The sequence below is a fragment of the Clostridium sp. genome, assembly GCF_017888565.1.
Classification (GTDB): domain Bacteria; phylum Bacillota; class Clostridia; order Clostridiales; family Clostridiaceae; genus Clostridium.
Genome location: NZ_JAGHFX010000044.1, coordinates 15,256 through 38,795, shown reverse-complemented (window position 1 = coordinate 38,795; position 23,540 = coordinate 15,256). Strand labels below are relative to the sequence as shown.

Sequence of the window (23,540 nt, the reverse complement as noted above, 5' to 3'; positions counted from 1 at the left end):
CTCTTTATATAAATATGCTATAATAATCTATATTATTTATTTTATACTTTAAATAATTTTAAATTGCAAGGGAGGAACAAATGGCTAATAAAGATACTTCTAGAACAGAAAAAAGCCAAGCTAATGTTAAGAAAAATAAAAACAATGGCAAAAATTCTAAAAATAAAAAAAATCAACCTAAATATAAGAAAATTTTGAAAGGTACTTTTCTTGGAATATTAATAGCAGGTCTTCTATGCTTTGTTGTTGGACTTGGTTATGTATTTGCAATAATTAAAAGTACTGAACCTCTTGACGTAAATTCGGTTCTAGCTTTAAATGAACCTTCAATGCTTTATGATAGTGAAGGTCAATATATTGATAATCTACCAACTCAAGAAGAAAGATATAAAGTAAAGTTAGATGAAATGTCCAAGTATTTAAAAGATGCTTACATTTCAATTGAAGATGAACGTTTTTATAAGCATCCTGGTGTAGATATAAAAAGAACTTTAGGTTCAGCTCTAAGGTCTGCAAAATACTACTTGACAGGAAGTGGAAACGTACAAGGTGGGTCTACTCTCACTCAACAATTAATAAAAAATACATTATTAACAAACGATGTTAAAATTGAAAGAAAAATTAGAGAAATTTATCTTTCACTAAAACTAGAAAGTAAACTTACAAAAGATCAAATATTAGAAGCATACTTAAATACTATTCCTCTAGGTGGCAAAATTTATGGGGTTGAAGCTGCTTCAAAATACTATTTTGAAAAAAGTGCTAAAGATTTAACTTTACCTGAAGCTGCATTTATTGCTGGTTTAACTCAAGCACCAAGTGCTTATAGTCCTTATGACCCAGAAAATATAGCCGATCCTACAATATACTTAGATAGAACAAAAACTGTTCTTATGAAAATGAGGGATTTAGGTTATATAACTCAAGAAGAATATGACGAAGCTTATGCTTTTACAGATGCAAATCAATTTGCTTTTTCTCAAACAGTTATTAACTACAAAATTAATTATGAATGGTTTGTATATCCTACTTTAGATCAAGTAAGAAGAGATTTAAAAGAAGTATATAAATACACTGATGAGGAAGTAGATAGATTATTTGCTACTGGTGGTCTAAAAATTTATACTACTATGGACAGAAAAATGCAGGACTCTACTCAAGCTGTTTTAAATGATAGAAATAGTATTCAACAACTTGATATATATGCTAATCCAGAAGTTACTGATGAAAATGGAACACCAGCATTACAAGCCGCTGCTGTAATTATGGATTATAGAACTGGTCAAGTTAAAGCTATGGTTGGTGGTAGAGGTGAACAACCTGCTAGATCTACAAATAGAGCTTATTATGCTCTAAGATCTATTGGTTCAACTACAAAACCTTTAACTGTTTATGGTCCTGCTATAGATACTAAAACTATTACTGCTGGTACAGTACTAGATGATGCAGGTCTTCCATCATCTATTCAAAGTAAATATCCTGGTTGGAATCCAACAAACTGGAATAAAGTATCTGATGGATTTATTACAACAAGACAATCACTTGCATTATCTAAAAATATACCTACAATTATGGTTGAAGATAAAATTGGCGTTGAAACAGGATTAGCTTATGGAGAAAAACTTGGATTAATTTATGGTGAAAATTCAAAGACTTTATCTGGTTTATCTCTAGGAGAATTTGAAGGTGTTTATCCTGACGGTTCTGTCGATGGTGGTAATCCATATATACTAGCTTCTGCATTTGGAACCTTTGGTAATAATGGTTTATATACTGAGCCATTATTATATACTAAAGTTGTTGATGCTACTGGTAAAGTTATATTGGAAGCTAAACTTAATCAAACACAAGTATTTTCTCCTCAAACTGCATATATAATGAGAGATTTACTTAAAGGTCCTTTAAGTTTTGATGGCTCACTAGCAAAACTTTCTAATATGCCTGTAATAGGAAAAACAGGAACTACTAATAAGGTTAACGACTTCCTATTTGCAGGGTTAACTCCATATTATTCAGGTGCCGTATGGATTGGATACGATGATCGTTCTGCAATGGGAGGAGCAAGTTATAGTTCATCTGCTGCATCTTTATGGGGTGCTGTTATGGCTCCAATACATGAAAACTTAGAATATAAAGAATTTGATGGAAACCCGGGCGGTGTTACTAGTGTTGCTATATGTAGAGACTCTGGAAAAAGGCCTACAGATTTATGTAATAGAGACCCAAGAGGATCAAGAGTATATAATGAGTTGTTCATTGCTGGAACTGAGCCTACAGGAGTTTGTGATGTTCACGTAACAGCGAAAGTTAATAAAAACAATAACAAACTTGCAACAGAAAATACTCCAAAAAATTTAATTGAAGAAAGAGTATTTATAAAGAAAGCTAACCCTTCTTCAGGTACAGCTGATTATCAATATGTACTTCCAACAGAAAAGGATGATACAAAGTCTGTTCCAAAAAATGAAGAATTTAAATTATCTGATTTAGGAATTACTATAGGAAGCAATGCTGATAATGCTATAGAATTACTAAAATCTAAAGGAGTAAATGTAAAAATTTCTAATAATAATGCTAAAACTAGAATAATTAAAAGTTTGTCATCTGATAAAGCAAAAAAGGGTGATACAATAACTATAGAATTGGAAGACTCTGAAGAAAATAATAATGGCGAAAATAACAATGAACCTAACAACAATGGTAATAATAACACTACCCCACCTCCAAATTCTGATAATGGTTAATCAAACATATCAAAAAGAGAGCCTTTAAGGTTCTCTTTTTTTATACACTTCCCTTTATATACTTTTTCTCATACATAAGTTGTCAGAATTAAATTCATTATATTGCGCATATCATTAAAAAATAGCTTATTTATCCTATTTTATGAATTACCAATACTTTTTTCTTGCATTTTCTTTGTGTTTAATATATTATAATCTAAGATGAAATTTGTATTAATTAATAAGTAAAAGGGGGATTTTTATTTTATGGAATTTTTTAATAATATGATTTTAAAATTTAATGATTTTTTATGGACTTATGTACTAATAGCTATGCTAATTATAATTGGACTTTATTTTACTATTAAGACTAAATTTGTTCAATTTGGAAACCTAAAAGAAATGTTTAGGCTTCTTGGAGATGGGGCTACTGCTGAAAATAATGAGCATTCTGTTTCATCCTTCCAAGCTTTTTGTATAAGTACTGCTTCTAGAGTTGGTACTGGTAACCTTGCTGGTATCGCAACTGCTATTGCAATTGGTGGCCCTGGTGCGATATTTTGGATGTGGCTTATAGCACTTGTTGGAGCAGCCTCAAGTTTTATAGAATCAACTTTAGCTCAAATATATAAGGTTAAAGATGGGCATACTTTTAGAGGTGGTCCAGCTTATTATATGGAAAAAGGACTTAAAAAAAGATGGATGGGTGTTACTTTTGCACTACTTATTACAATTGCATTTGGGTTAGTATTCAATTCAGTTCAAGCAAACACTATTACTCTTTCTTTAAACAATTCATTTGGATTTAATAGAGTATTCGTTGGAGCATTAATAACAATATTTACTATTTTTATTATTTTTGGAGGAGTAAATAGAATTGCTAAAGTTTCAAGTATTTTAGTTCCAATAATGGCAATAGCATATATAGTTGTTGCTCTATTTATTGTTGTTAAAAATATAGGTGAAATTCCTTCAGTCCTAAAATTAATATTTGAAAATGCCTTTGGTATAAATCAAATTGTTGGTGGTGGAATCGGCGCTGCATTAATGCAAGGTATAAAAAGAGGTTTATTCTCTAATGAAGCTGGTATGGGTTCAGCTCCAAATGCTGCTGCCACAGCAACTGTATCACATCCTGTTAAACAAGGTTTTATACAAACCCTTGGTGTTTTTACTGATACAATAATAATATGTAGTTGTACTGCATTTATAATTTTATTATCAGATGCACCACTTGATGGGACTGTTAAGGGGATAGAACTTACACAAATAGCACTTGACTCTCAAGTTGGTTCTTGGGGTGGAATATTTATTTCAATTTGTATTTTACTTTTTGCATTTAGCTCTATAGTTGGAAATTACTATTATGGTGAAGCCAACATTCAATTTATAACTGATAAAAAGATTTACTTACAAATTTATAGAATTGCAGTAGGTGCAATGGTATTCTTTGGATCACTTGTTAGCATGGATATAGTTTGGAATTTAGCTGATGTATTTATGGGTTTTATGGCTATAATAAATTTAATAGCAATTGTATTATTAAGTAAAATAGCCTTTAAAGCATTAGATGACTATAAAAAACAAAAAAGATCTGGAATAAAAGATCCTATATTTGATGCGTCATCGATTCCTGAGCTTTCTGATGAAATAATAGAATGGCAATCATATGATGAAAATGATATAGTTGTTTAATAAAAAAGAGATTTGAATATTAAATTTATTCAAATCTCTTTTTTACTAATTTTTTTATTTTTATTAATTTATTGCTACAGCATCTATATTGAAATTTATTACTTCTCCTGAATCAGCCCTTACACATATACCATGTATTTCTTCTTTTTTATCATTATTAATTACTTTTACATTATAAATATATGATAATACCATTTCGTTATCTTTTACAGAAAAGAAAGCAATCGTAGGATTATCCAAAACACTAACTTTTAAATTAAGATTAGCAAAGTGTCCTTTTGCAATCTCGCCAGCCTTAACCTCATCAATATTTATTTCTTTAATATGTTTTACATGATCCAAAGGATAGTTTGAATATCCTTCTAACTTTCCTTTACTTTTATCAATTACTGCATTTATTTCCTGCTTATAGTAAGGGTATCCATCTTTATACTTGTAAAAAACTATATTATAGCATGGACTATTTTCTTCTTCTCTTGACCTAACTTCTTTAAATTTAAACTCATCATTAGTAATTTCATTAACATACTTTGTTGCCAACTCAATAGCCTTTTTTTCATCTATAACACTATTTATAGATGCACTTCCTAAATTTTTATTAGAAAACCCTAGTACATTATAATTTTTATCTATATCTACTCCGTAATTTCCCACTATAACAGAATATTGTATTTGAGAACTCTTATTAGTAAGTTTATTTAATGTTGCTTCTTCTACTATTTCGCTATTATTTTTATATTCCTCTATTATATTATTATCAGACAAATTTTCTATAAATTTCTTTGCTACAATAACTTCTTTTGTTCCTTTATTTAGTATGTTATTTATCATAAATACTATAAGGACTAATAATACTACAATAACTATGCTAAAAGTTATAGTTCCTTTCTTTAGTCTCATTGTATCCTCCTTAATTTCTTGTATTAGTATTAAATTTAATATCTAATACAATGATTTAAACAAACCTTTACTATTTTATATTTATATTTTACATTATATAAGTTACAATATAAAGTTTTTTTTAAAATTATAAAGTTTCGTATTTTTTAATATTATTAACTTATTTTAAACATATCTTGTATTTATTTATCAATTATTCTATAATCCATGTATAGAACTAATTTACTATAAATGGGGGATTTTAATATGAATTTGTCAAAATTAATAGAACAAAAGAAAAAAGAAAAAGCTAAAAAAGAAAAAGCTAAAGTTGCTAAAAATGTTGCTTTAGGCGCAACTATTGGTGTTGCTGCTGGACTAGCTAGTGGCTTATTATTTGCACCTAAGTCAGGTAAAGATACTAGACAATCATTAAAGAAAACTGCTAATGATTTCAATAGTGCAATAAAAAATAAAGCTATAGATGTTACTGAAGATGCTAAGAGTAATTTTAGTGATGCTAAAAGTAAAATTGCAAAATATCTTGAATCTAAAAAAGCTATAACTACTGATTCTTCTGAAGAAATGACAGCTGAAAGTGATAATAATGTTGAAGAAAATTCAAATATTTAATCAAATAGTATGCTTATTTTATAAATATTAAGTGAGGATATATAATATGACTATTACTATTAATTTCAATACTCTTTTATTAACTATTATAGTTATCGTTTCTGTTGTAGCTTTAATTTATTTAATTTTAGCCTTAAGAAAACTTATTGTACTTATTGATAATATAAATGTTACTCTTAAAGATAATAAACCAAATCTAGATAGTACTCTAAATAATTTAAGTGGAATCTCTGAAAATGTTAAAGACATTAGTGATGTAGCTGTTGAAACTACAGCAGAGGCTATTGTTATGAAAGATGGAATTGTTAATCAATTAGATACTATAAAAGATATTATAAATATATTAGTTGGAGTATTTTTAAAGAAATAATATACATATGTTAAAGGACAGTACATATTTGTTTTTAATCAACTATGTACTGTCCTATTTAAATACTTTATTTTATGCACCCTACTATGTCTTTTATATCTTTAATACCTTGCTCTATGCAGAACTTTTCCATTTCACTTATTATTTCTTTTCCTGCCATAGGATTAATAAAATTTATAGTTCCTATTTGAATTGCAGCTGCTCCCGCCATCATAAACTCTATTGCATCTATTCCATTAGAAATGCCCCCTAATCCTATTACAGGTATGCTAACAGCTTTTGATACTTCATGTACCATCCTTAATGCTATTGGCTTTACAGCTGGTCCTGAAAGACCAGCATATATATTATTAAATATAGGCTTTCTATTATACGGATCTACTGCAAATCCCTTTAATGTATTTATTAGTGATATTGAATCAGCTCCTGCTTCCTCACAGCTTACTGCCATTTTCACTATATCTTCTGCATTAGGAGAAAGCTTAACCATCAGAGGTTTATCTGAAATCTTCTTAATCTTTGAAACAACTTCATAAGCTACATTTGACTTTATTCCAAATGCCATTCCTCCTGACTTCACATTAGGACATGATATATTAAGTTCTATCATATCTATACTTGTACCTCTTAATTTTTCAATAGCTTCCTCATAATCTTCCATGCATCCGCCACCAACATTAGCAATAATGTTGGTACCAAGCTCCCTCATTTTAGGAAGTTCTTCCTTTATAAATCTATCTATTCCTGGATTTTGAAGTCCAACTGAATTCATCATTCCAGATGGAGTTTCATATACCCTTATACCTTCATTCCCCTCTTTAGGATTTAAAGTTAATCCCTTTGATGATATTCCACCTAAAATTCCTACATCATAAAAATTATTATATTCTGATCCAAAACCAAAGGTTCCTGATGCTACTATTACTGGATTCTTAAATTCTACTCCGTTTATATTTACTTTCAACATTTATAAAATTCCTCCTTTGATTTTAAAGTTCAACATAATAACCATCAAATACTGGCCCATCCTTGCATGTCCTTTTATTTCCATCCTTAGTTTTACATGTGCATACAAGACATGCTCCAACACCACAAGCCATATGTTTTTCCATAGATACATATATTTTTACACCCTTTTCCTTACATGTATCTATAACCTTTTTCATCATTATTTCTGGTCCACAGCAAAGTACAGTATCATATTCTTCTACATTAAGAATATCTGTTACAAATCCCTTATGACCATGCTTACCAGTATTTGTGCTTATATATACTTCATCTACATAACTCTTTAATTCATCTATTAAATAAATATCATCTCTAAAACCTGCATATAAATCTAGCTTAGAGGAGTTTTTATTTTCTTTAAGCTTTTTAGCTACCTCAAGCATTGGTGCAGTACCTATACCACCAGAAACTAAAGCAACTTTACCAAGGTTCTCATATACATTAAATCCGTTTCCTAATGGTCCTATAAGATTTATATAATCTCCTTTTTCTAAATTAATATATTCTCTTGTACCATTCCCAACAACTGCATATAGAAAAGTTATAGTTCCTTCATTTTTTTCACATACACTTATTGGTCTAGGAAGCAAAGTTTGTCCATTTAATTTTAACATATAGAATTGTCCAGGCCTTACTTCATTACTATCCTCTACAGCCATTTTGTATATTCCATCAACTATCTTTTCATTTGATATAACTTTTGATTTAGTATAAGTTACCTTCATTAGTTCTCCTCCTATAGACTTTCTACCTCTGCTCTTATTTCATCTCTCATCCTTATAGCTTCTTCTCTTGCACACAATGCAAAATCTTTTTCCCTACCTTCTTGCTTTTTGTATGCTAAAAGTATAGCTCTTGAAGAGTTTACAACTCCTCCGTTTCCATTATTCAAATATAAAGCTACATCCTTTGCTTTGCCACCTTGTGCGCCATATCCAGGTATTAAGAAAAACATATTTTTAAATCTTTTTCTTATTTCAATACCTTCTTCAACATGAGTACATCCTATAACTCCACCTATGCTTGAATACCCACATTCTCCTACTATCTCTTTACCAAGCTCAGCTATTTTATCACCAACTATCTTATACACATCTCTCGAATCCTTAGTCTTTAGCATTTCTATATCTTCTGCTCCTGGATTAGAGGTTCTAACTAAAGAGAAAACTCCCTTATTTCCTTTTTCCATATACGGCATATAAGGCTCTATACTATCCATCCCCATATATGGGCTAAGAGTTATAAAATCAGCTTCAAAATCTCCTTCAAAGTGAGCTTTTGCATATTGCTTGGCTGTTGCTGCTATATCTCCTCTTTTTATATCTGCAATTATAATTGCATCTTTTTTTCTTAAATAATCTAAAGTTTCTTTATAAGCAATCATTCCTTTTAATCCTAAAGCTTCATAATAAGCAATTTGAACTTTAAAGCATGCTGCTACATCTATAGTTGCATCTATTATTTGTTTATTAAACTCAACTAATGCTTCAACTTCCGATCTTCCTTCAAAAAGATAACTAGGTATATATTCTAGTGCTGTATCTAATCCAACACATACTACTCCTCTTTCTTCTACTCTATTAAACAATTTATCCATTATTAAACTTTTCATATTTATCCCCCTATTTTTTATAAAGAATTCTTCCTGCTTTTATTGTCATTTGAACTTCTCCATAAAACTCCATACCTTCAAAAGGAGTATTTTTCCCCTTTGAATTAAATTCTTTTGAGTTTACTTTTATCTTCTTATCTAAATCTAATAAGACTACATCTCCTTCAATTCCAGGACTAATTCTCCCCTTATTCATCGCTAAAATATCTGCACAGTTCTTTGACATAATTTCACTTAACTTATTTAAAGTTATAGCTCCAGATTTAACTAAGCTTGTATAACATATAGAAAATGATGTTTCAAGCCCAACCATTCCAGGTGATCCTTTTTCTTTATCTTCTTGTGTATGAGGAGCATGATCTGTACCTATACAATCTATAATTCCATCTTTTATGGCATTTATAATTTCATACACATCATCTTTTTCTCTTATAGGCGGATTTACTCTATAATTATTTATATCTTTTGTTAAATATATATGATGAGGAGTGACCTCGCAAGTTATATTGCTAAAGCGCTTCTTTGCATTCTTAATATATCCTATAGCTTCTTTTGTACTAACATGACACATATGAAGCCTTGCCCCAGTTTCTTTTGCTAAATAAATATCTCTTAATGTCATTATATTTTCAGCTATTCTCATATCTATATCTGAGAAACTATGGTCTTCTGCATGAGACATTATTACCCAGCCATGTTCTTTTGCCTTAAGCATAGCTTTATACATAATTTCAGAGTCCATAACTCCAACACCATCATCCGATATTGCTTTAATCTTACTATCATTAGCAAAGTCATCTAAATGTGTTATATCTTTTCCATTAAAACCTTTTGTAACAGATATACATTGATGCAAATCTATTAAATTCAACTCTTTTTCTCTGTTTCTAACTTCCTCTAAAACTTCTTTACTAGAACATATCGGCTTAGTATTTGCCATCAAACATACACCAGTATATCCACCTCTTAATGCAGCTTTAGAACCTGTTTCAATATCTTCTTTGTAAGTAAGCCCCGGCTCCCTAAAATGCGCATGAGTATCGATAAATGAAGGCATTAAAGTTAGTCCTTTAGCATCTATATAATTCACATCATTTATATTTATATCTAATCCTACTTCTTTTATTTTTCCATTTTCTATATAAATATCTCCAATAAAATCTTGTGAGTAATCTACAATTCTAGCATTTTTTATTAGTAAATTCATAACTTCACCTCATAGCTTATATTTAGATCTATAAATCAGACAAACTAGTTATATGATCACAATAATCACACTTGTATGTTCCTTTATTCTCATCTATTAGATTAAATGTATGAGGAACATATTGCTCTACCTCTGTTATACATCTTGGATTACTACAAATTAGAACATCTACAACCCTTTTAGGTAACTCGGGTTTTATTTTTCTAGCTATTTCTCCTTCTCTTACCTCGTTTATAGTAAGATTTGGTGAAAGTAATCCTAAAATTGTATAATTTACTTCTGAAGAATTTTCTATTTTAATTATATCTTTTTTACCAACCTTATCACTTTCAACATTCATTATTAAAGCAACTTGGCTATTAACTTTATCAAGATTTAAATAATTAAATATTTTTATTCCCATTCCTGCTTTTATATGATCTATTACTAATCCATTTTTGATACTTGTTATTTCTAACATTTAAGCCACCCCCAAAAGTTTTGCAATTAATGCCATTCTTACATACATTCCATACTCTGCTTGCTTAAAATAACAAGCTCTCTCATCTTTATCTACTTCTATAGATATTTCATTTACTCTTGGTAGTGGATGCATAACTATCATATCATTTTTAGCTAACTTCATTTTTTCTACATCTAGAATGTAGCTATCTTTAAGCCTTATATATTCCTCTTCATTAAAAAATCTTTCTTTTTGAATTCTTGTCATATATAAAATATCTAGTTCATCTATAACATCTTCTAATTTTTCAACTTCTTTAAATTCTATATTATTTTTTATCAATATTTCTTCTCTTATATAAACTGGTATAGATAATTCCTTTGGTGAAATTAAGATAAATTTAGTTCCTTCATATCGTGACATAGCATTTATAAGTGAGTGAACTGTTCTTCCATTTTTTAAGTCTCCGCAAATTCCTATTGTATGATTTGTTAAACCATCCTTTAAAGACTCTATAGTTAAAAGATCAGTTAATGTTTGAGTTGGATGCTGATGTCCTCCGTCTCCTGCATTTATTACAGGAACTTCTGAGTACATACTTGCAAGTTTGGCAGAGCCTTCCATCGGATGCCTCATAGCAATTATATCAGAATATATAGACACCATAGTTATAGTATCTGCTAAAGTTTCTCCCTTTGCAGTAGAACTTGAATTTGGTTCGGAAAACCCTAGAATTTTACCACCTAGTCTCATCATTGCAGCTTCAAAGCTAAATCTTGTTCTCGTACTTGGCTCATAAAATAAAGTTGCTAAAATTTTTCCATCACAGATATGTGAATACTCTCTTGGATTTGCTATTATTTGATGTGCTAATTTAAAAACTTCTTGTAATTCCTCTCTCGAAAAATCCATTGGATCAATTAAATGTTTGTTCTTCATATTCATTTACACCACTCCTTGTTAACATCTCTGTGTTAAATTTAAAGGTATATATGCTTTCAATTTTACTATTTTAATTCAATAAACCTATTAACTTTTAATTTTATAATATATTAATGATATAAATTATTAATTAAAACATAGATTATTAATTGAAACATATACTATATTAATTACAAAAAAACCTTCCTTATTTCAAGGAAGGTATAATAAGCCCTAAATAAAAGTCTTTTACTATTACAATCTCTTCCTTGTTAATCTCTCTGGATTAAATTAAAGGTCATCTTTTCCAATAGAATAACACTTCTATCTCTCATTGTCAAGAAAGTATCCATAAGAATAATATTAATAATCTACTATCCTATATCTTTAATTCTATAATAATAAAAATTTAATAACTTAATTTAAAATATGTATCACTATTGCACTTTATTACATAATATATACTATGCAAGTAATCACAAATAAATTGTGTTTAAAACTAATGATAAAAGGAGGAGTTTATATGTCCAGATATCTTATAAGTGAATATGATTATGATGAATTAATCGGTGCTTCTTTTAACGATTATGCTTTTAATAACTCTAATAATTATGATGGCAATACTTCTATTAGATTATTATATCAACTTCAAGCTCAACTTCAAAGGCAACTTCAACTTCAAGCTCAACTTCAAGCTCAGCTACAAAGACAAGAGCAAGACCAAAGACAATTTCAAGCTCAGCTCCAAGCTCAACTTCAAGCTCAACTTCAAGCTCAGCTTCAAGCCAAAGAAACTTCTAATACCGATACTACAAGTAACGGTAATACAATAACATTAAATGTTACTGTTAATGGAACTAATACTAGTACTGATACTGAAACCGAGACTGAGACTGAAACTGAAATTGAAGACGAAAGAGAAATCGATGCTAATGTTAATGTAAATGTTCAGTAATAATTTATCTAATAAAAGTGCATCTTTATAAATTAAAAGTTCATCTAAGTCGTAAACTTTCTTACTTCTATAAGTTAAATATAAAAAATAATTAATTGTTCTTTGCGTTACTGGAACAATAATTCCTGTAACGCTTTTACATATTTTTTTTATTATTCAAATTATATTTCCTCACTTTAACTTCCTATAATCATATTTTATTAATTTCCTATATACAAGCAACAATAAACACATTTCATATAATCATTTTAAAACATATTTCTTTTGAAACTACATACTATAAATTATATTAAAATAGAATTATATTATTGGGATATCTGGGAGCTTCATAAAATAAAAACTAGTACGGATTTTTTAGGATACTTTCATGAAATATGTATTATAACAGATCCAGCGATACCAGTCATTAATTGTAATCATGTTTATTTAGCAAAAGCTACCCCAACATTTGTTGATTGTCATATTCATAAATTTATTTTCACAAAACTAGTCGAAGTACCAGTATTATAAGTTATATTACTATTATTATTCATTCCTACTGAACACTACCTTTTTGAGATGTTAATTACTAATTTGAGATATTAATTACTAAATTTATAATGATACATTTTATTCGAGTTTTTATATATCAATATAACTTTTTTTATACATATTTCATACTGTGAAATATGAAGTTAATTTTATGAAAAGGCACATATTGGACTATATAATTCTCCAAGGAATAACTATAATATTAGTTATTCCTCCTTTCTTATATTTCGTATTTATATATTTATATAAATGAAGTTATCTATCTCCTTCATAGCTACAGTTCTAAAAAATTCATTTATCGATATATCTTTTAAATCACAATATTTTTTTATTAATTGTTTTTCTTTACTGTTGAGCTTAAGCTCAATTTTATCATCTAAAATGGACTTTTCTCTTTTATTATAAATAAACTTAATTAAATTTAATGTATTACTCATTATTATCCTCCATAGATATATATTTAAAATTATCTTACTTAAAGATAATTTTAAAACTACTTTTAATTCTACAATAGTTTTAAACGATACTACATTACATATTTATTATACTGGTAACAAGATTATTACAAAATTTTATCATATTTATATATTCTGTATATTTAAATATTCATTCTGTATATTTAAATATTTATGAAGACAAAATAATTGCGAAAGGTGGTTATTTAAATGAAAAAATTTATTATCATACTATTAGTCTTTTTATCAGTATCCTACGTATATACTAACGCTGCTATTCAATTTGCTGAATCTCCTCTTAAAGAAGGAGTATATAGAGTAAGTACTTTTACTACCCTATTAAATGAAATAAATTATTTCGAAAATACTTTAAAAACAGATGATGTGTACTTTGTAGTATTTAATGAAAATGATACTTTAATCCAATCAATTAAATTACCGCCAAACTCTCCTAAACATAAAATTTCACAGCTATATCCAAGCTATAAAATAGTTATTATCGGAAAAGGTACTATTCTTTTATCAAAAGAATAGTTTTGCAATTTAAATATTGTTATTTCTTATTTATAAAAATTTTCTTAATTATAAAATTGATTTATTTATTTCTACTGCATTTTACTAATTAAGTGCTTTTATACTTTTATATTATTAAGGATATTTAAACATATTTTTCTACCAATTTATATTTTTATTTTCTACTATGAAATATTTAAAGCACTTAGCTATGATTTAACTAAGTGCTTTTCTATAATAGGGTATTTAAAGATGAAGAAGATGATATTCAAAGAAAAATAAAATATAGGATAATTATTATAATTATCCTATATTTTATTTCAAAAATTTATGTACTTTTTATGCCTTACAATTTAAGCAGACAAATATTCCATAAACCATTGATATATAAACATTCTAAAGATTAATGCCAATTATTCATCACATTATCCCACATCGTCTTTCCACATTTAGCTAATGTAACTGTTCCATAAACACTATTAGGTATTCCCATAGATAAAACCGTGAATGTAAAATTTCCCTTTGATAATCTAATTAATTCAGTATCATTTTCTACTCCATTCTTATCTCCAGTCTTACTTGAAATTTCGTATTTTAAATCATCTGGAATATATAGAGCTAACTTATTTTTAATTTGCTGTCTTGTTAAAATATCAATTAACATCTGACTATTTTCTTCATTTAGATAAGTTGAATTATATAAATGTCTCCAAATTCTAGCAAGATCTAGTGCACATGTTATATTTTCAACCTCACTTTTAGTCTTTCTTTCATCAGTTGTTTTTCTATTTAGCACTGTATTTTTTAGACCCATCTCTTTTATATCTTTATTTATTTCTTCCATTCCAACAATATCAATTATTTTATTTGCTGCTGTATTATCACTTTGTATTAACATAGCAACTAATAACTCAAAAACAGTATATTCTCTTTCATTAAATTCATGTATTATTCCTGTACCATAAACTTTATCTTTTCCGTCAATTTTTATTTTATCTAGAAAATCATTTTTTTTATCTTCTACACTTTTTATTAATGATACAGCTATAGGCAACTTCATACAACCTGCTGCTACCATTTGAACGTTTTCATTATAACCATAAATATATCCACTCTTCAAATCCTCAAAGAAAAATCCATATGTCCCAATTCTTGATTCTAAATATTTCTTTATCTCTTTCATAATACCCTCCAGCTTTCTTTACTGTATTCTCTGCCTAATAAAATTATATCATATTGTCAGAAAATTTTGAAGTATCAAATAAAAGTTTATATAACTTTTATTTAGTGTTTTATTTAAATTTTAATAGCAAAAATAGTGGTAGAGTAAACTATCTACCACTTCTCTTATAATTAATCAGCAAATGAAATTCCTATTTGTTTTGCAACTTTAACTAATTCTCCATCTGGATCAACTAGTTTTGATTTTTGTCCTATAACGTTTTCTAGACTATCACTAGACATTTTTCCATCTTTAAGACAAACCATTTCTCCAAACTTACTTTCATTAATAAGTTCTACAGCTCCAACTCCATATCTTGTTGATAGAATTCTATCATATGTTGAAGTTATTCCCCCTCTTTGGATATGACCAAGTACAGTGCATCTTATTTCTTTATCTGGTAGTAGCTTTTCTAAGTCTCCAGCTAATTTATTTCCTATTCCACCAAGTCTTATTGGATCTGGACTATCAGCAACTATCTTAGCAACTACAACTTCTCCATCTTTAGGTTTTGCTCCTTCTGCTACTACAACTATACTAAATCTTCTACCTGCAGCTTCTCTTTCTTTAACTTTCTCAACAATCTTATTTATATCATAAGGCATTTCAGGTAAAAGTATAACATCAGCAGAGCCTGCAATACCAGATTCTAATGCTATCCAACCTGCTCCTCTCCCCATAACTTCACAAATCATTACTCTATGATGTGATTCAGCTGTAGTATGAAGCCTATCTAATGCTTCAGTAGCAACATCTATAGCTGTATTAAAACCAAATGTTACATCTGTTGATGCTAAATCATTATCAATTGTTTTTGGCACACCGATTACTTTAACACCTTTTCTTGCAAAATCTCTTGCTGATGTTAAAGTTCCATCGCCTCCTATTACAACTAATACATCTACTCCTTCTTTCTTTAGATTTTCTACTGCTACATCTGATACATCTTTTTTAACCATAACGCCATTTTCTTCTACTAAGTAATCGAATAAGTTGTCCTTATTTGAGCTATATAATATAGTTCCTCCTCTATGAAGAATACCTGATACGCTATCTAAAGTTAGAGGTACAAAATCATTATTGTATAATCCTCTGTATCCAAACTTATAGCCTATTACTTCCATTCCATAGTTTATTACAGCTGTTCTTGTTACGGCTCTTATAACTGCATTTAATCCTGGACAATCTCCACCACCTGTTAGTAATGCTATTTTTTTAATTTGTTGTGACATTTAAAACTCCCCCTACCCAATTCAGTTACTTTCAAATTGATTATACATTTAAAATTTTCTGTTAATTCTTTTTTTGAATATAACAATTTAACTTCATTTAATGCAATTGTTTTCAAAGCATTATTGTTAATTCTCTTATTTAATGATAGCATAAAGATATTCTACTGAAAAGTAAAATTATCTTTATTTTCAATATTTTTTGTATTTTTGTAATTTTCTCATAATTATTGTTTTAATTTATATGAATTTAACTAAACCATATTGAAATATAGTATTAATTACTTTATAATATGTTTATATTTATTTAGAAGGTGGGGTTATTTATGATAAGCTTTAACGAAGAATTTTTAAAACTTGAGGAAGAAAAAAATACTTTAAAAAAACTGAAAGCAAAGATTTCTAATATTGATGTAGAAATAAGCAAAACTAATGAATCATTAGAAACACTAAAACAAATTTTGACCAAAGAGAAAAAGGATGTAGATAATTTAGAGTCCTTTAGTCTATCATATCTTTATTATAAAATTAAAGGATCAATAGATGAAAAACTTTCTAAAGAAAAACTTGAATTTTTAGAAGCACAAGCTAGATTCTTAGAAAAAGAAGATTATTTAAATAGATTGATATCTAATAAAAAGCAAATTTTAAAAGATATTAATGCTATTGGTGATATTGATTTTAAATATGATGAACTTTTAAATAATTCGGCTGAATATGTTTTAAAACTTAATAATAAAAAAAGTGAAACAGTATTATTTATTTTAAACAAATTAAAAAATGCCTCTCTAGAACTTAAAGAAATACAAGAAGCTTTACTTGAAGGTGATAAACTAATACCTTATATAGATAAAGCAATCTCAAACTTAAATAGTGCTCAAAACTGGGGTATCTATGATATGATGGGTGGAGATTTAATAGCTACAATGGCTAAACGTTCAAAAATGGATGATGCTTCAAAATCAATAAATTCAATAAAAGTAATGTTAAATAGATATAATAATGAGCTAAAAGATTTAAGTAATGAAATTAATGTTTCTTTAAATCTTGATAGTATGTCTGGTGTAATGGACTATTTATTTGATAACTTTTTTACAGATTACTTTGTACAAGGCAAAATAAATTCAGCTTTAGATTCAACCAAAAATTTAAAATCTAAAGTAAATATTATACAATCAAACTTGACAAACAAATCTCAGAGCTATATGAAAGAAATTGAAAATCTAAAAAAAGAATTAGAAAATGAATTAAAAAAATAAGAGTACAAATTTGTACTCTTATTTTTATTATTAAAGTTATTTTACATAGTTAAAGTTACTATTCCAGCTAGTGATAACCCTAATAAAACTACACCTGCAATAATTCTGTATATAGCAAATATTCTCATCGGCTTCTTCTTTAAGTAACTTACAAACATATCCATAACTATTATTGATACGATGAAAGCTACAATAAACCCAATAATTAATGCAACTATATATGTAGAATTCATTATTGAATAATCAAAATTAAATAAATCCATAGCTGATGATCCTATCATAGCTGGAACTGCTAAAAAGAAAGAAAATTCTGCTGCTACGGGTGTTGCAACTCCTGCAATCCATCCCCCCATTATTGTTGAAGCACTTCTTGACATTCCTGGCCACATTGATAACACTTGGAATAATCCAACCTTTAACGATTGTATTGGAGTTAAATCAAAAACATCAACTGTTGGAGTTTTTCCTCTTTTTGAAGTCTTACTTCTGAATCTATTTTCTATTACTAATAATAATATACCACCAACAATAAATCCGACAACTACTGCTGAAGGTTTAAATAAACTCTTTATATTATCATATAAAGTTAATCCTACGATCAAAGCTGGAATTGATGCTATTATTACATTTATACCAAATCTGAAACCTGATTGTCCTTTTTTACCTAATGTAAAGATATAAGTAAAGAAATCAACTACTGCTCCCCAAAGTTTATTCCAATATAATACTACTACTGCTAAAATTGCTCCAAGTTGTATAACTACCTCAAACATTTTTGCGAATTCCTCTGCCCCAGCAGCCCCTGATCTAAATCCTATTAGACTTCCTACTAAAATCATATGTCCCGTTGATGAAACTGGCACAAATTCCGTAAGCCCTTCTACTATAGCTATTACTATAGCTTTAAGTATATAGATAAAATCTAAACCCATTCTTTTTCCTCCTTTTAAGACCTGTTCTAATTTTAACAAATCTTATTATACCCTTATAATCTTATGCTGTCTATTGATTATATAGTGCTAAATCTTAAGATTATATTAAAGAACTTTAAAAATAAACTAAAAAAATTTATTTTTTATATTCTATTTCTATACTACTTACTATGTTTTCACCATCTAATGAAAGTTCAATTAAATTATCTCCTTTTGTTAATAATATATCTGAATATTTTTCCACTTTTCTAAAGCCACTGTCCTTTTCATTTATATAATATTCATCCATTATTTTACCATCTTTGAAAGCACCAATTACAAAACTATTATTTTCCTCTTTATTTTCAAGTGATGTTTTTTCTTGTTTTTTCATTAAAACTATATATGCTTTTTCATCATTTTTAATAGTTGTATCAATAGGACTTTTATTCATTAAATCTTTATTTTGTGTAAATATTGTAGGTGCAATATAACTTCCTTTAAACTTAAAGGTTATATCACTTTCATTTTTAATATAAGTTATATAACTATTGCTTTTTTTCATATCAGTAGTATTATCAATACTTATTGTATAAGTATATAAAGACTTTTTTAACATTGGTATATAATCGCTTCTATCACTTTTTCCTGTGTAATTTAAATTTCTAATATCTCCATCTAAAAGTTCCATTGCACTACAAGGAAATCCTTCTTTATCAAAATATCCCCTATCAATATAATCAATCATTATCCACTTATTATCTTCTTTGCTCCAAAATTCAACTACATAATACGAACTTTGTTTACTCAATTTAGAATCAGTTCTTCTAAACTCTCCAAGTCTTGCTTTATACCCCACACTTTCAAGAAAATCTCTGTAAATTATTCCAAGGTCCCTAGCAGAAGCTTTCTTAGCTCCATTCTTTTCTTTTAATATGTCAAATCCATTTATTCCTTTGGTATTAGGGACATCATCAAATGTAATTATTTCATTTAAAATCTCTGATATTTTTATAGCTTTTTTAACTTTATCTTTCTCAATATCTAATTTTTCCTCTATACTATACATATCTTTAAGTATTTTGATCTTTTCATCATCTTTTTCACCATAAAAAAATGTTATATTATTTTCATTATATATATTATCCCACTTTTTAATAGTAACATCATTTGAATATTTTGATTTAAATATAAATGTAAAACCCATACATATTACTAAAACAATTAGAATTAACCTAATTATTTTTTTAGACTTTTTCAATAAAATCCCCCCATAAATATAATTGTATATATAATATAATTATAATAATACCAGAAATTGTATTATATTTCTACATAAAAAAAGTGCCTAGTGGCACTTTTAATAAAATAGTTTTAATCCTGTTATTTTAAACTCTTTGGAACTATCGTTTAAAAAATTATCATAAACCTCTTTAGATTTATTATAATTTTCTATAATAGAATTTTTAGTATTTTCATCCATACTTGCTGGAATTTCTTCATATGCAGCTTTTATATTTTCGTATCCTCTTGCAATATCATTTTCAATCATTAAGTAATACCACCCTGCATTACTTAATGCTAGTATATCTTTTTCATTCATAGAATAAGCTTTACGAGTAAACTCAATTCCCTCTTCATTCTTTGAACTCTTTAAATATACAGCACCTAAAGCTCTATAGTATTCCGGATTATCTTTATCAAGCTTTATCGCTTCATTTAAGTTGTTAGAAGCTTCTTCCCACTTTTCATCTACTATATCTAGCTTAGCAAGTTTAAAATACAACTCACTATCATCTTTTTTAATATTTAAAGCTAACTCATAATAATTTCTAGCCTTTTCATTATTAGATTCATAATTAGAATAATAATTTGCTATTTTAATTATTGTTTCATAGTTATATGGCTCTTTTATCATAGCAGTTCTAAAATATGCTTCTGTTGGCTTAATATTTCCTTTTGCTAATAAAATATCAGGAATCAAGCTTTCATAATTATTAGTATATTCTTGATTTGCTATTATGCTTTTTTTAGCTAACTTAAACGCTTCTTCATATCTTTCATTATTAAATGCCTTTACCGCTGAAATATAATATGTTACATATGAATCTTTCATTTCTTTTTCTGCTTTTCTTTCAGCATTTTCTAAATATTCTTCTGCTTTTGAATTATTATTTGTGGATTTACATATTTCATAATTTATAAAATCACTTGCTATTCCATCAACATTGCTATTTTCTAAATCTTTCATTAATTCTTCTGCATCATTTACAGTTTCTTCTGAAGCTGAATAAGCTTTTGCTAGAAGCATTTTATATACATCTTCATTTGTATCTTTTTCTATGGCATCTTGTATTGCTTCTATTAATTTTTCATTATTAAATGAAGCCATATCTTCTATAACATCATATATTTTTAATTCATTTTTATCTAAATACCATGCATCCTTTAAGAGCTCAAGCCCCTTATCCCATCTATTAATTAACATATTCATATTAGCTAATACACAAAGATCATAAGATGATTTTTCATCTATAGGGTACTCTTCTGTTAACATTTCTGCTTTGTATACATGGTTATTTGAAATATATGCCGCAAATAATGTCTTTAAGATTTCTTTGTTTATTCCATAATCATTTATATATTGTTCTCCAAGTGAAATAGCTTCATCATATTCTTTATTCATTATAAAGGTAAACAACACAGAATTAATCAACTCTATATCTTTATCTTTATAATTATCAAATCCTTCTTCTTTTATTATTTTATCTCTTTTTATTATTGCTTCTTTTAAGAGAGAACTTGATTTTTTAATATCACCCTTTATAGAATATATATCAGCAGATTTTACTGTCCAAATTGGCCAATTCTCTTCTTTTTGCATCTTATTGTATTCTTCTATTGCTTCATCATACTTATTTTCATAATATAGATATTCTGCATTGTTTTTAGTTATGTTAATTTCTTCTACAGTTGTAAAGCTCTTTATTCCTAATATCATAATAAGTACAAATAAACAAGGAAGACCAATTATAACAACTGGTTCAATATAAGGATTTTTTTTATTTGCTTTTTTATATGTATTACTTATTTTTTTGCTTGTCCTATAAGTTACTTTTCCCAACGGTTTAACTACCATTTTAAGTTTCTCAATAAACGGTTTCAAAGAATTTTTTATAGTAGAAAAAGGCTTATCTGTTTCTTTCATAACTTCCTCCACATTTTCATGTTATCTACACATTTTTTATATAATATACATTTTATCAAATATTTTTGACTTTTACAATTGAAATCTTTACAATTTCCGCCTAATAATTAACCCTTATTTTAAACACATTAAAATTAATTAAGAAACTTTAAATAAATTTAATTTAATTTTAAAAAGCTAATAATAAAATTATTATCAGCTTTTTATTTCAACACTAATTTATATTTTTTAATCTTTCTTCAATCTTCGCAACAATCATATACATAAGAAATGCTATTAATGAAAGAATTACAATACTCATCATAACCATATCTAATTGTGAAATTTGTCCACCATATACTATTAAAAATCCTAACCCTTCTCTTGCTACTAAGAATTCCCCCATAATAACCCCTACCCAAGATAAGCCAACATTTATTTTTAATGCAGAAATTAGTACTTGGATATTTGATGGGAATACAAGATACTTTAATGTTTGAAACTTTGTAGCTTGTAGTGTTTGCATAAGCTTTAGTTTACCTTTATCAACTTCATTAAAACCTGTTAACACTGTTATTATTGTTGTCACTATAGAAATTAAAAGTGCTATAACAATTATCGCTGTCATACCATTTCCTACCCAAAATATTACTATTGGTGCAAGTGCAACTTTTGGTAAAGCATTTAATACTACTAAGTATGGGTCTAACACTTTTGATGTAAAAGGTGATGCCCATAATACAATAGCTATAATTGCTCCAAGCACCGTTCCTAATGTAAAACCTAATATTGTTTCATAACAAGTTACTAATATATGCTTTAATAATGTTCCTTCTTTTACAAAAGATATAAATGAATCAAGTATCCTAGATGGACTTGATGTTAAAAATGGATCTATCCATTTCAAACTTGCTGCTACTTCCCATAAAACAATAAATGCTATTAATATAGCTACTCTAAATACAGCTATTTTAATTCTATCTCTTTTTACTTTTTTAATATACGCTTCATGTTCTTTACTCATTTACACTGTCAAGCTCCTTCCATAATAAATTAAAGTACTCATTAAATTCTTGTTCTTTTCTTCTTTGAAATGGAGTTGCTTCAGCATTTTTAAATGTTATCTTTACGTCTAATTTTACATTTGCAGGTCTTTTAGTAAGGACTATTATCCTATCAGAAGTTGATATTGCTTCTCCTAAATCATGAGTTACCATTATAGCTGTTTTTCCTTCTTTTTTTATTATGCTTTTAACATCATCACATACTTTAAGCCTTGTTTGATAATCTAAAGCTGAAAATGGTTCATCTAAAAGAAGTACATCTGGATTTAAGGCAAGAGTCCTAATAAGAGCTACTCTTTGCCTCATTCCTCCTGAAAGTTCTGTTGGCTTATGATTTTTGAACTTAGATAATTGATAATTATCTAAAAGCTTATCAGCTCTCTGAATATTTTCCTTACTATCTAAACCTTTTATCTTTAATCCTAATAATACATTGCTTCTAACAGAAAGCCATTCAAATAAATAGTCTTTTTGAAACATGTATCCCATTTTATCTAATCTATTATTTATATCTTTATCTAAATAAATAATCTTTCCTTCAGAAGGCTTTAAAAGACCACTAATAATATTTAAAAGTGTTGATTTTCCGCATCCTGATGGTCCTATTATGCTAACAAACTCCCCCTTTTCTATTAAAAAATTTAAATTTTCTATAGCTTTGGTTTCACCATTTAAAGAGTGGTAAGTTAAGCTTATACTTGATATATCTATTAAACTCAAATTT

General features: G+C 27.7%; 23 protein-coding genes. 8 read left to right on the top strand and 15 right to left on the bottom strand.

Annotated features, from left to right (window positions below; translation table 11 throughout):
- The first annotated feature begins 80 nt into the window (after nucleotides 1-80).
- Nucleotides 81-2,744, top strand: a complete 2,664-nt coding sequence (locus tag J7M87_RS08035) for a PBP1A family penicillin-binding protein (RefSeq protein WP_291650415.1) — start codon at nucleotides 81-83, stop codon at nucleotides 2,742-2,744.
- A gap of 246 nt (nucleotides 2,745-2,990) precedes the next feature.
- On the top strand, nucleotides 2,991-4,418 hold the full coding sequence (locus J7M87_RS08030; RefSeq protein ID WP_291650412.1) for an alanine/glycine:cation symporter family protein: 1,428 nt from the start codon (nucleotides 2,991-2,993) through the stop codon (nucleotides 4,416-4,418).
- Between the two features lie 63 nt (nucleotides 4,419-4,481).
- Here J7M87_RS08030 and J7M87_RS08025 read toward each other — a convergent pair whose 3' ends face one another.
- A complete protein-coding gene (locus J7M87_RS08025) occupies nucleotides 4,482-5,318 on the bottom strand; it encodes a hypothetical protein (protein ID WP_291650410.1) in 837 nt (278 codons plus the stop codon).
- A gap of 246 nt (nucleotides 5,319-5,564) precedes the next feature.
- Between J7M87_RS08025 and J7M87_RS08020 the strand changes: the two genes are divergently transcribed.
- Both J7M87_RS08020 and J7M87_RS08015 read left to right on the top strand, forming a co-directional pair.
- The gene (locus J7M87_RS08020; protein ID WP_291650408.1) at nucleotides 5,565-5,930 is read left to right on the top strand and encodes a YtxH domain-containing protein; all 366 of its coding nucleotides are present in this window, start codon (nucleotides 5,565-5,567) and stop codon (nucleotides 5,928-5,930) included.
- A gap of 46 nt (nucleotides 5,931-5,976) precedes the next feature.
- Entirely contained in the window at nucleotides 5,977-6,300 is a 324-nt protein-coding gene (locus J7M87_RS08015) for a hypothetical protein (protein WP_291650406.1), read from the top strand.
- A gap of 67 nt (nucleotides 6,301-6,367) precedes the next feature.
- On the opposite strand, the gene J7M87_RS08010 is transcribed toward J7M87_RS08015, so the two are convergent.
- The 6 genes from J7M87_RS08010 to pyrB are packed head-to-tail and all read right to left on the bottom strand — an operon-like array spanning nucleotide 6,368 to nucleotide 11,514.
- The gene (locus J7M87_RS08010) at nucleotides 6,368-7,267 is read right to left on the bottom strand and encodes a dihydroorotate dehydrogenase (protein ID WP_291650404.1); all 900 of its coding nucleotides are present in this window, start codon (nucleotides 7,265-7,267) and stop codon (nucleotides 6,368-6,370) included.
- A 22-nt stretch (nucleotides 7,268-7,289) separates the two neighbouring features.
- Nucleotides 7,290-8,033 (bottom strand): dihydroorotate dehydrogenase electron transfer subunit, encoded by a 744-nt coding sequence (locus J7M87_RS08005; RefSeq protein WP_291650402.1) that lies wholly within the window; start codon nucleotides 8,031-8,033, stop codon nucleotides 7,290-7,292.
- An 11-nt stretch (nucleotides 8,034-8,044) separates the two neighbouring features.
- Entirely contained in the window at nucleotides 8,045-8,920 is an 876-nt protein-coding gene (gene pyrF, locus J7M87_RS08000; protein WP_291650400.1) for an orotidine-5'-phosphate decarboxylase, read from the bottom strand.
- Between the two features lie 10 nt (nucleotides 8,921-8,930).
- On the bottom strand, nucleotides 8,931-10,127 hold the full coding sequence (locus J7M87_RS07995; RefSeq protein WP_291650398.1) for a dihydroorotase: 1,197 nt from the start codon (nucleotides 10,125-10,127) through the stop codon (nucleotides 8,931-8,933).
- 28 nt (nucleotides 10,128-10,155) lie between these two features.
- Nucleotides 10,156-10,587 carry an aspartate carbamoyltransferase regulatory subunit gene (locus tag J7M87_RS07990; RefSeq protein ID WP_291650397.1) on the bottom strand — a complete coding sequence of 144 codons (432 nt, stop codon included), beginning with the start codon at nucleotides 10,585-10,587 and terminating at the stop codon, nucleotides 10,156-10,158.
- Entirely contained in the window at nucleotides 10,588-11,514 is a 927-nt protein-coding gene (gene pyrB, locus J7M87_RS07985) for an aspartate carbamoyltransferase (protein WP_291650395.1), read from the bottom strand.
- A 499-nt stretch (nucleotides 11,515-12,013) separates the two neighbouring features.
- Between pyrB and J7M87_RS07980 the strand changes: the two genes are divergently transcribed.
- Together J7M87_RS07980 and J7M87_RS07975 are read left to right on the top strand one after the other, a co-directional pair.
- Complete coding sequence (locus J7M87_RS07980; RefSeq protein ID WP_291650393.1) at nucleotides 12,014-12,445, top strand: hypothetical protein; 432 nt, start codon at nucleotides 12,014-12,016, stop codon at nucleotides 12,443-12,445.
- A 264-nt stretch (nucleotides 12,446-12,709) separates the two neighbouring features.
- Nucleotides 12,710-12,955, top strand: a complete 246-nt coding sequence (locus J7M87_RS07975; RefSeq protein WP_291650392.1) for a YmaF family protein — start codon at nucleotides 12,710-12,712, stop codon at nucleotides 12,953-12,955.
- Nucleotides 12,956-13,209: 254 nt separating this feature from the next.
- On the opposite strand, the gene J7M87_RS07970 is transcribed toward J7M87_RS07975, so the two are convergent.
- Nucleotides 13,210-13,413 (bottom strand): DUF6290 family protein, encoded by a 204-nt coding sequence (locus J7M87_RS07970; RefSeq protein ID WP_291650390.1) that lies wholly within the window; start codon nucleotides 13,411-13,413, stop codon nucleotides 13,210-13,212.
- Nucleotides 13,414-13,641: 228 nt separating this feature from the next.
- Between J7M87_RS07970 and J7M87_RS07965 the strand changes: the two genes are divergently transcribed.
- A complete protein-coding gene (locus J7M87_RS07965) occupies nucleotides 13,642-13,965 on the top strand; it encodes a hypothetical protein (protein ID WP_291650388.1) in 324 nt (107 codons plus the stop codon).
- Between the two features lie 382 nt (nucleotides 13,966-14,347).
- Here the strand turns inward: J7M87_RS07965 and J7M87_RS07960 are convergent, their stop codons facing one another.
- Both J7M87_RS07960 and J7M87_RS07955 read right to left on the bottom strand, forming a co-directional pair.
- On the bottom strand, nucleotides 14,348-15,127 hold the full coding sequence (locus J7M87_RS07960; RefSeq protein WP_291650386.1) for a serine hydrolase: 780 nt from the start codon (nucleotides 15,125-15,127) through the stop codon (nucleotides 14,348-14,350).
- Nucleotides 15,128-15,297: 170 nt separating this feature from the next.
- Nucleotides 15,298-16,398, bottom strand: coding sequence for a 6-phosphofructokinase (locus tag J7M87_RS07955; protein WP_291650384.1), 1,101 nt, complete (start codon nucleotides 16,396-16,398; stop codon nucleotides 15,298-15,300).
- Between the two features lie 323 nt (nucleotides 16,399-16,721).
- Between J7M87_RS07955 and J7M87_RS07950 the strand changes: the two genes are divergently transcribed.
- Nucleotides 16,722-17,654: a hypothetical protein gene (locus J7M87_RS07950; RefSeq protein ID WP_291650382.1), complete on the top strand. Its 933-nt coding sequence runs from the start codon at nucleotides 16,722-16,724 to the stop codon at nucleotides 17,652-17,654.
- Between the two features lie 41 nt (nucleotides 17,655-17,695).
- Here J7M87_RS07950 and J7M87_RS07945 read toward each other — a convergent pair whose 3' ends face one another.
- The 5 genes from J7M87_RS07945 to J7M87_RS07925 all read right to left on the bottom strand — a co-directional run bounded on the left by J7M87_RS07945 (nucleotide 17,696) and on the right by J7M87_RS07925 (nucleotide 23,536).
- On the bottom strand, nucleotides 17,696-18,586 hold the full coding sequence (locus J7M87_RS07945; RefSeq protein ID WP_291650380.1) for an undecaprenyl-diphosphate phosphatase: 891 nt from the start codon (nucleotides 18,584-18,586) through the stop codon (nucleotides 17,696-17,698).
- A 136-nt stretch (nucleotides 18,587-18,722) separates the two neighbouring features.
- Complete coding sequence (locus tag J7M87_RS07940) at nucleotides 18,723-19,826, bottom strand: hypothetical protein (protein WP_291650378.1); 1,104 nt, start codon at nucleotides 19,824-19,826, stop codon at nucleotides 18,723-18,725.
- Between the two features lie 99 nt (nucleotides 19,827-19,925).
- Nucleotides 19,926-21,773 (bottom strand): tetratricopeptide repeat protein, encoded by a 1,848-nt coding sequence (locus J7M87_RS07935; RefSeq protein WP_291650376.1) that lies wholly within the window; start codon nucleotides 21,771-21,773, stop codon nucleotides 19,926-19,928.
- 214 nt (nucleotides 21,774-21,987) lie between these two features.
- Complete coding sequence (locus J7M87_RS07930; RefSeq protein WP_291650374.1) at nucleotides 21,988-22,776, bottom strand: ABC transporter permease; 789 nt, start codon at nucleotides 22,774-22,776, stop codon at nucleotides 21,988-21,990.
- Nucleotides 22,769-23,536, bottom strand: coding sequence for an ABC transporter ATP-binding protein (locus J7M87_RS07925; RefSeq protein WP_291650372.1), 768 nt, complete (start codon nucleotides 23,534-23,536; stop codon nucleotides 22,769-22,771). The genes J7M87_RS07930 and J7M87_RS07925 overlap by 8 nt, the downstream gene beginning before the upstream one ends.
- Between the last annotated feature and the right edge of the window lie 4 nt (nucleotides 23,537-23,540).